The organism is Thauera sp. 63 (assembly GCF_000310165.2).
GTDB classification, from domain to species: Bacteria; Pseudomonadota; Gammaproteobacteria; order Burkholderiales; family Rhodocyclaceae; genus Thauera; species Thauera humireducens.
On record NZ_AMXC01000058.1, the window covers coordinates 1 to 8,365 of the forward strand.

General features: G+C 70.3%; 6 protein-coding genes and 1 pseudogene. 3 read left to right on the top strand and 4 right to left on the bottom strand.

Annotated features, from left to right (window positions below; genetic code table 11):
- On the bottom strand, positions 1–1,661 hold a 1,661-nt coding region (locus C664_RS19705), incomplete at its 3' end, for a UvrD-helicase domain-containing protein (RefSeq protein ID WP_004293420.1).
- Between the two features lie 161 nt (positions 1,662–1,822).
- Here C664_RS19705 and C664_RS19710 point away from each other — a divergent pair.
- Complete coding sequence (locus C664_RS19710; protein ID WP_038012601.1) at positions 1,823–2,545, top strand: SIMPL domain-containing protein; 723 nt, start codon at positions 1,823–1,825, stop codon at positions 2,543–2,545.
- Between the two features lie 15 nt (positions 2,546–2,560).
- Here C664_RS19710 and C664_RS19715 read toward each other — a convergent pair whose 3' ends face one another.
- Positions 2,561–4,693 (bottom strand): putative bifunctional diguanylate cyclase/phosphodiesterase, encoded by a 2,133-nt coding sequence (locus C664_RS19715; RefSeq protein WP_004293423.1) that lies wholly within the window; start codon positions 4,691–4,693, stop codon positions 2,561–2,563.
- Positions 4,694–4,914: 221 nt separating this feature from the next.
- On the opposite strand from C664_RS19715, the gene C664_RS19720 reads away from it, so the two are divergent.
- Both C664_RS19720 and C664_RS19725 read left to right on the top strand, forming a co-directional pair.
- The gene (locus C664_RS19720) at positions 4,915–6,453 is read left to right on the top strand and encodes a cryptochrome/photolyase family protein (RefSeq protein ID WP_004293424.1); all 1,539 of its coding nucleotides are present in this window, start codon (positions 4,915–4,917) and stop codon (positions 6,451–6,453) included.
- 185 nt (positions 6,454–6,638) lie between these two features.
- Positions 6,639–7,133: a Dps family protein gene (locus tag C664_RS19725; RefSeq protein WP_004293425.1), complete on the top strand. Its 495-nt coding sequence runs from the start codon at positions 6,639–6,641 to the stop codon at positions 7,131–7,133.
- An 8-nt stretch (positions 7,134–7,141) separates the two neighbouring features.
- On the opposite strand, the gene C664_RS19730 is transcribed toward C664_RS19725, so the two are convergent.
- Positions 7,142–7,750, bottom strand: a complete 609-nt coding sequence (locus C664_RS19730) for an IMPACT family protein (RefSeq protein ID WP_004293426.1) — start codon at positions 7,748–7,750, stop codon at positions 7,142–7,144.
- 10 nt (positions 7,751–7,760) lie between these two features.
- Positions 7,761–8,365: pseudogene (locus C664_RS19735) on the bottom strand (exodeoxyribonuclease V subunit gamma); the annotation flags it as partial.

The following is an 8,365-nucleotide window of genomic DNA, read 5'->3' on the forward strand; positions in this document are numbered from 1 at the left end:
AGGGCCGCCGCGCGCGGCAGGCGGGCGCCGCCGCCCTCGTCGTCCTCGGCCAGCGTCTCGTCGCGCGGGATGCGCCACAGCTGCAGCGGCGGCACCGCATCGTCCGCCGTCTCATCGACCAGCGGCTTGCGCGGGCGGCTGCCGGCGCCCACGCGCACGTAGTCCAGCCGGTCCATCATGAACACCGCCGGGTTGGCGCCGAACAGACGGTTGCAGGCTTCGATCAGCGCCGGCGATGAACGCTGGTTGTGGCGCAGCGTGTAGCGCGCGTCGGTGCGGTCGCGCGCCGCGAAGTAGGTGAACAGGTCGGCGCTGCGGAAGCTGTAGATCGCCTGCTTGGGGTCGCCGACCAGGAACAGGCTGCCGTGGCGCCCTTCGGCGCGGTAGATGCGGTCGAAGATGCCGAACTGCAGCGGGTCGGTGTCCTGGAACTCGTCGATCAGCGCCACCGGGTAGCGCGCGTGCAGGGCGGCCGCGAGCCAGGGCTGGGCCCCCGAATGCAGCGCCTGGTGCGCGTTCCAGAGGATGTCGTCGAAGGAGATCTGGCGCCGTTCGGCCTTGCGCCGGCGCAGCTCGTCGCTGCAGTCCTCGAGGCAGCGGCGCAGCAGGCGCAGGCGCGCGGCGGACAGCAGGCCCTCGACCTCGCCCCGCGCCGCCAGCAAGGCCTCGGCGAAATCGAAGAAGTCGTGGCGCGGCGGCGCGATGCCGCCCTTGCGCCCGGCCGCGGTGCTGCGCTTCTCCAGCATTGCGGTGGTGAACAGCGCGAGCTTGTTGTCGGTGCCGCCCGGCAGGGGATGGAGCGGGTTGGCGGCGGCCAGCCAGTCGGCCCACTGGCGCGCTGCCTTCGCCACCGACTCGGGCTTGTAGCTGCTGGCGTTGAGCCCACCGAGGGCATCGTTGACGCAGCCGTTCGCCGCCTGCAACGCCCCGGCCAGCCCGCGGGCGGCCGCATAGGCCCGGGTCAGGTTCGCCTCGGCCTGCGCCAGTCCGGCGCTGCCGTCCGCGCCCTCGTCGCCACCCTGGCCCGTGCTCTCGTCCCACAGGGCACGCGCACAGGGCCGGGCCATGTGCCGCGAAAGGATGCCGGCCCAGGTCTCGGGGCTGTCCTTTGCCTGCAGCAGCGCTTCCGCCAGCAAGGGCGACAGCGCGCCGCCGGCCACCTCGCGCCGCCAGAAGTCCTGCACCACTTCCAGCCGCAGCGCGCTGTCGTCCTCGACCAGTTCGAGTTCGTAGGGCAGGCCGGCGGCGAAGGGCGTGTCGGCCAGTGCGCGCTGGCAGAAGCCGTGGATGGTGAAGATCGCCGCCTCGTCGAAGGTCTGCAGCGCATGGCGCAGGCGGTGCGTCATGCGCTCGGCGTCGATGCCGCGCGCCTGCACGGTCTCGATCAGCTGCGGCACGAAGGGGTCCGCGCCCGGCGCCGCGCCTTCGAGCACGCGCAGGGTCTCGGCGATGCGCTCGCGGATGCGTCCGGACAACTCGGCGGTCGCCGCCTTGGTGAAGGTGACGACCAGCAGCGCCTCGACCGGCAGCTCGCGTTCGAGCAGCAGGCGCAGGTAGAGGCCGCAGATGTTCCAGGTCTTGCCGGTGCCGGCCGAGGCCTCGACCAGGCGGATGCCGTCGAGCGGGCAATGGAAGACGTCGAGTTCGGGAGCGGCGGACATGGCGGGAAGCAGAGGCGGATCGGGCCGACGCGCGGCGGCAGGCGCACCATAGCACGGTCGGCCGGCGATCCCGAACGGGTGCGCGATACCCCGATGCCGCCGGCACGCGGGCGACTGGCTATGATGGCGTTTTGAATCGACATGCCGAATGGAGGTGGATCGTGGCGGAAGCGAGAATCGGATTGATCCCGGCCCTGCTGCTGGCCGGCGGGGTGGCGTTTGCGGGACTGAAGGTCGGCGAGGGCATCGAGCGCTTCCGCATGGCGGACCGCAGCATCGTGGTGAAGGGGCTGGCCGAGCGCGACGTGAAGAGCGACTTCGCGGTGTGGACGCTGAGCTTTCGCCGTGCGGCGGACGAGTTTTCCGCCGTGCAGCAGGCGCTGGCGGCGGACCGTGACCAGGTGGTGAACTTCCTGCATGGCCAGGGCTTCACCGACGACGAGATCGAGGTGCGGCCGCTGCAGGTGCAGGACCTGCTGGCGCGCGAGTACGGCCCGGACCGCGTGGCGCTGCGCTTCAACGGCCAGGGCCAGGTGACGGTGAAGTCCGCCCGCGTCGATGCGGTGGCCGCGGCGTCGAACCGCATCGACCCGCTGATCAAGGCCGGCGTGCAGCTCGGCGGCGACGGCGAGGGCGGCTGGCCGCGCTACCAGTTGCGCGGCTTCAACGACATCAAGCCACAGCTGCTGGAGGAAGCCACCCTGAGCGCACGCGAGCAGGCGCGCAAGTTCGCCGCCGACGCCGGCGCCACGCTCGGCCCGGTGAAGAGCGCCAACCAGGGCGCGATCCGCATCCTCGACGACGACGGCAGCGACATGGACAGCTCGCGCACCATCGGCAAGCGCCTGCGCGTGGTCAGCACCTTCGAGTTCAGCCTGCAGTAGGCCTGGCCAGCGCCGTCACGCGTGATGCACGGCCAGCAGCGCCTCGAAGTCGCGCAGCCCCATGGGCCGGCCGAACAGGTAGCCCTGGTGCTCGCGGCAGCCCCGCGCCGCCAGGAAGGCGAACTGGTCCTCGCTCTCCACACCTTCGGCGATCACGCTCAGGCCCAGGCTGCCTCCCAGGCCGAGGATCGTCTCGACGATGGTGGCATCGTTGGCGTCGCTCATCACGTCACGCACGAAGGACTGGTCGACCTTGAGCTGCGACAGCGGCAGGCGCTTGAGGTAGGCCAGCGATGAGTAGCCGGTACCGAAATCGTCCAGCGAGAAGCGGATGCCGAGCGCGCGCAGCTCCTCCATGCGCTCGACGACCGCCTCGGCGTCCTCGATCAGCGTGCTCTCCGTCAGCTCCAGTTCGAGTCGGCTGGCCGGCGCCCCGGTCAGCACGATCAGCTCGCGCAGCTGGTCGGTGAAGCCGGCCTGGCGGAACTGGCGCGCGCTGACATTGACCGCCAGACGCAGGTGCGCCGTTTCCGGCCGCGCGGCCCAGGCCGCGAGCTGAAGGCAGGCGGTGCGCAGCACCCAGGTGCCGATCGGCACGATCAGTCCCGTCTCCTCGGCCAGGCCAATGAAGCTCCCGGGGAAAATCAGCCCGCGCGCCGGATGGCGCCAGCGCAGCAGGGCTTCCGCACCGATGGGACGACGCGTTTCGTCCACCTGTACCTGATAGTGCAGCTCGAACTGGCTGTCGCGCAGCGCGCGGTGGAGATCCGCGTGCAGTGCCGCACGTTCGGTGGCGGCTGCCTGCATGGCCGGATCGAAGAAGCACAGCGCGTTGCGCCCGGCGGCCTTGGCCTGGTACATCGCGGTGTCGGCACGGCGCAGCAGCTCGCTGGCGCTGATGTCCTGGCTGCCGAACAGGGTGATGCCGATGCTGGCCGAGCAGTGGTACGTGATCGCCTCGCCGCCGCCACCGCGCATCAGATGGAAAGGGCGATTGAGTTCGTCGCGGATCTTGCCGGCAATGGCATTGGCCTGTACCAGCCCTTCGACCACGCCATCGATGTCCTCGAGGACGACGACGAACTCGTCGCCACCGAGGCGCGCCGCGGTGTCGCCCTGGCGGATACAGAGCCGCAGCCGCGCCGCCACCTTCATCAGCAGTTCGTCGCCGGCCTCGTGGCCGTGGGTGTCGTTGAGATCCTTGAAGTGGTCGAGATCGATCAGCAGCAGCGCGCCTTCCTGATGGCGGCGGGCGCTGCCGATCAGCGCATGCTCGAGCCGGTCGAGCATCAGCCGCCGGTTGGGCAGCCGCGTCAGCGGATCGAAGAACGCGAGCTGGTGGATCTGCTCCTCGTGACGCTTGCGCTCGGTGATGTCCTGGTTGAAGCCGCAGATACCCACGATCTCGCCCCCGACGCGGATGGGGGCGACGATGCACTGGAACACCCGGCGCTCGCCATCGATGTCGCTCGCGAACTCCTTGCGCACCGTCTCGCCGGCATAGGCCCGCTGGTTGCTGGCGAGCCAGTCGGCATGCGCCTCGGGGCTCACCCTGGCGTCGTCGATCCGGCTGCCCAGCAGGCTGCCCCAGTGCGCCACGGTTGCCGCGTTTTCCATGATGCAGCGACCTTCCAGGTCACGCGCCCAGAACTCCGCGGGGATGTTGTCCACCACCGCGCGCAACAGCGACTCGCGCTCGCGGAGCACCTGCTCCGCCTGCTTGCGCGCGGTGATCTTGCGCGACAGCACAATGAAGCGAGGCGTCTCGTCGGCAATCGACGGCTTCGGCGCGACCGACATCTCGAACCATTGCGGTCCGTGTTCGCCCTCGATCTTGAACTGGCGGCCAACCGAGCGGCCGGTGTCCCGCGCCTCGTGCAGCGCCTGCAGCACGCTCTCGGCCTCGTCCAGCGCCAGCACCTCGCGCACCGTCTTGCCGAGGAAGATCGATGGCGAAGTCGTGAGCAGGTCCTCGCTGCGGGCGTAGTACGACAGGCAGCGCCCATCCATGTCCAGCTCGAACACCGGATCGGGTAGCGCATGGAGGATGGTCGCGAGTTCGTCCCTCAGGCCCACCACCTGTTGCTCGTGACGCTTGCGCGCGTCGATGTCGCAGGTCGCCCGTAGACGGCGGTTCTCGTCGGTCATCGGTGTTTCCGGCCTTGCGCGCAGCGCATTGATTCCAGGGGGTGGGTTTGTTCGCGCGCGCAGTCTGCGCCAGCCGGGCCACTTCGCCCATGAAGCACGTCACACTTGCAATAATCCCGCAACACTCCGCGGCACCGGCCCGCCAGGGCCAGATCGCCACGCACGCGCGAACCAATCGCGGCGCCCGACATCAGACGCGGACTTCTTCCCGCGCCTGCGTCATGACCACCCTACGCCTCGTCCTCGGCGACCAGCTCAACGCCGCGCACCGCTGGTTCCGCACCCCGCGCGCCGATGTACTCCACGTGATGATGGAGGTGCGCAGCGAGACCGACTACGTGCGCCACCACGCCCAGAAGGTGCTGGCGATCTTCGCCGCGATGCGCGCCTTCGCCACCGCACTGCAGGCCGCCGGACACCGCGTGCGCTACCTGCGGATCGGCGACGCCGACAACCGCCAGTCCTTCGCCGCCAACCTGGCGCAGGTGGCGGCCGAGTGCGGCGCGACCCGCTTCGAGCGCATGGAGGCCGACGAGTGGCGGGTGGAGCGCCTGCTGGACGAAGCCGCGCAGGCGCTCGGCCTGCCGCTGGAGGTGGTCGGCAGCGAACACTTCCTCGCCGACCGTGCCGAGCTCGCCCAGCGCTTCGCCACCAAGGTGCCGCGCATGGAGTTCTTCTACCGCGACATGCGCCGCCGCCATCGCATCCTGCTCGATGCGGACGGCGGCCCGGTGGGCGCGGCGTGGAACTTCGATGCGCAGAACCGCGAGAAGTGGCCGGGCGACCCGCCCGCGCCGGACTGGCCGTGGCGCGGGCACGATCGCTCCGCGCTGTGGGACGAGATCGTCGCCGCCGGCGTACGCACGCTCGGCGCACCGCATGCAGACGCCCTGCGCTGGCCGACCAGCCGGCGCGAGGCGCGCGCGGGGCTGGCGCATTTCATCGAGCATGCCCTGCCCCACTTCGGCCGCTATCAGGACGCGATGAGCACGCGCTCGACGACGCTGTTCCATTCAGGGCTGTCGTTCGCGCTCAACCTCAAGCTGCTGCACCCGCGCGAGGTCATCGATGCCGCCGTCGCCGCGTGGCAGGCGGGCAAGGTCGAACTGGCGAGCTGCGAAGGCTTCGTGCGCCAGATCCTGGGCTGGCGCGAGTTCGTGCGCGGCGTGTACTGGGCACGCATGCCGGGCTATGCGACCGTCAACGCGCTCGACGCCCGGCGCCCGCTGCCGGCCTGGTACTGGAGCGGCGACACCCGGATGGCCTGCCTGCGCCACGCGATCGCGCAGTCGCTCGACACCGCCTACGCTCACCACATCCAGCGCCTGATGGTCACCGGCAACTTCGCGCTGCTCGCCGGCTGCGACCCGGAGGCGGTCGATGCCTGGTACCTCGGCATCTACATCGACGCCTTCGAGTGGGTGGAGATGCCCAACACCCGCGGCATGAGCCAGTTCGCCGACGGCGGCGTGATCGCCAGCAAGCCCTACGCAGGCGCAGCGAGCTACATCAGCAAGCAGTCCGACTACTGCAAGGCCTGCGCCTACGACCCCAGGCGCCGCCATGGCGCCGACGGCGGCAAGCCCGCCTGCCCGCTCAACAGCCTGTACTGGGACTTCCTGCTGCGCCACGAGGCCCGCTTCGCGCGCAACCCGCGCATGGCAATGCCCTACAAGGCATGGGCGAAGATGGCGCCCGCCGAACGCGCGGCGACGCTCGCCCAGGCGGCGCGGTATCTGGAACGGCTGGATGCGCTATGACGCGCATGCGTCTGCCCGGTCTGCGGCAGATCAAGCAGCAGCGCCGCTTTCGGGGTTATCCTCTGGCTTCAGGCATCCCCAGCGCACCGCCGGCATGACGGCATCCGCCTTGCCGGACACGGGGTGCGACGCGACACGCTCGATTCCGCCCGGCGCATCAGCGCCCGAACACAGGAGAACGCACCATGGCAACCAAGAAGACCAAGTCCATCGCCATCGACATCGGCATCCCCGAGGACCAGCGCAAGCAGATCGCCGCCGGCCTGTCGGCGCTGCTGGCGGACAGCTACACGCTGTACCTGATGACGCACAACTTCCACTGGAACGTGACCGGGCCGCAGTTCAACAGCCTGCACACCATGTTCATGGACCAGTACACCGAGCAGTGGAACGCGCTCGACATCATCGCCGAGCGCATCCGCGCGCTGGGCTTCCCGGCCCCGGGCACCTACAAGGAATTCGTCAAGCTGGCGTCGATCAAGGAAGTCGAGGGCGTGCCCAAGGCGACCGACATGGTCCGCCACCTGGTCGCTGCGCAGGAAGCCACGGCCCGTACCGCGCGCAAGCTGTTCGACCTCGTCGATGAGGCCAATGACCAGCCCACCGCCGACGTGCTGACGCAGCGCATCGACGTCCACGAGAAGACCGCCTGGATGCTGCGCAGCCTGCTCGAAGAGTAAGCCCCCCCTCAGGCCGGCGGCGCCGCCTCGGCGTCGTCGAGCCACACCAGCCGCCCCTGGCCGGCCTCGTCGAGGCGCGCGACCAGCGCGGCGGCCGCATCCTCCGCCAGGCTGAAGTGCAGCGTCACCGCATCGCCATGCGCCACGTGTAGCAGGCTGGCGCCGGCGGCGTCCAGTTCGCGCCGCAGCAGGCCTTCCATCGCATACGGCACGACGCAGCCGAGCGCGCGCAGGCGCACGATCGGCACCTTGGTGGCCGTCAGTAGCGCCTGCGCCACCGCGTCGGTATAGGCTCGCACCAGCCCCCCCGCCCCCAGCTTGACGCCGCCGAAGTAGCGCACCACGGTGGCGAGCACGCCTTCCAGGTCCTGATGCCGCAACACGTCGAGCATCGGCCGGCCCGCCGTGCCGCTGGGTTCGCCGTCATCCACCGCCGCCGACTGGCCGCCGGCGAGCAGCGCCCAGCACACGTGGCGCGCGCCCGGATGCTGGGCCCACAGTTCCGCCACCACCTTCTGCGCGCCGGCACGGTCGGTCATCGGCTGCACGCAGCCGATGAAACGGCTCTTCTTGATGATCAGTTCGCTGTGGACGGGGGCGGCAAGGGTGAGCGGCATCGTGTTCCGATCAGTGCAGGCGCGGGTCGTCGAGGTGATCGAGCAGGGGGCGCAACACGTCCCGCGCAAGCGCGAAGAAGCGCTCGTCGGGCAGGCCGGCCTCGCCGCGCAGGGCGAGACGATAGGCCGGATCGCGGGCTTCGCCGAACTCGGGGTGATTGCCGCCCGTCCATTTGCCCATGGCCTTGGCCGGGTCCTCGCCGTTGCGCATGTAGGCCCAGGCCGACTTCGGGAAGAAATGCAGCGGCTGCGACACACCCTGGCGGTACAGCGCGAGCAGCGCCAGCAAGGCCTCGCGGGCCTGCGCGGCAGGCACGGCATGGAAACGGAACTCGCCGTCGCGCGACAAGCCATGCGTCTCGCAAGCCACACCAGCGGGCGGGTCGGCACACAGCGCGAGGTGCGCGATCCAGGCGCCGAGGTAATCCGCCGGCCGCGTGTCGTCGTAGCGCGCACGCAGCAGGCCGTGCGGGCGCAGGTCGGTGAATGTCGCGACCAGCGACCAGTCTTCGCCTTGCAGCACGCCCTCGGTTCGCGCCACGTGCGGCGGCAGAGGCTCGCCGTGCGCCAGCGCGCGCTGGCGCACGGCGAAGGCGCGCAGGTGGGCGAGCTCGC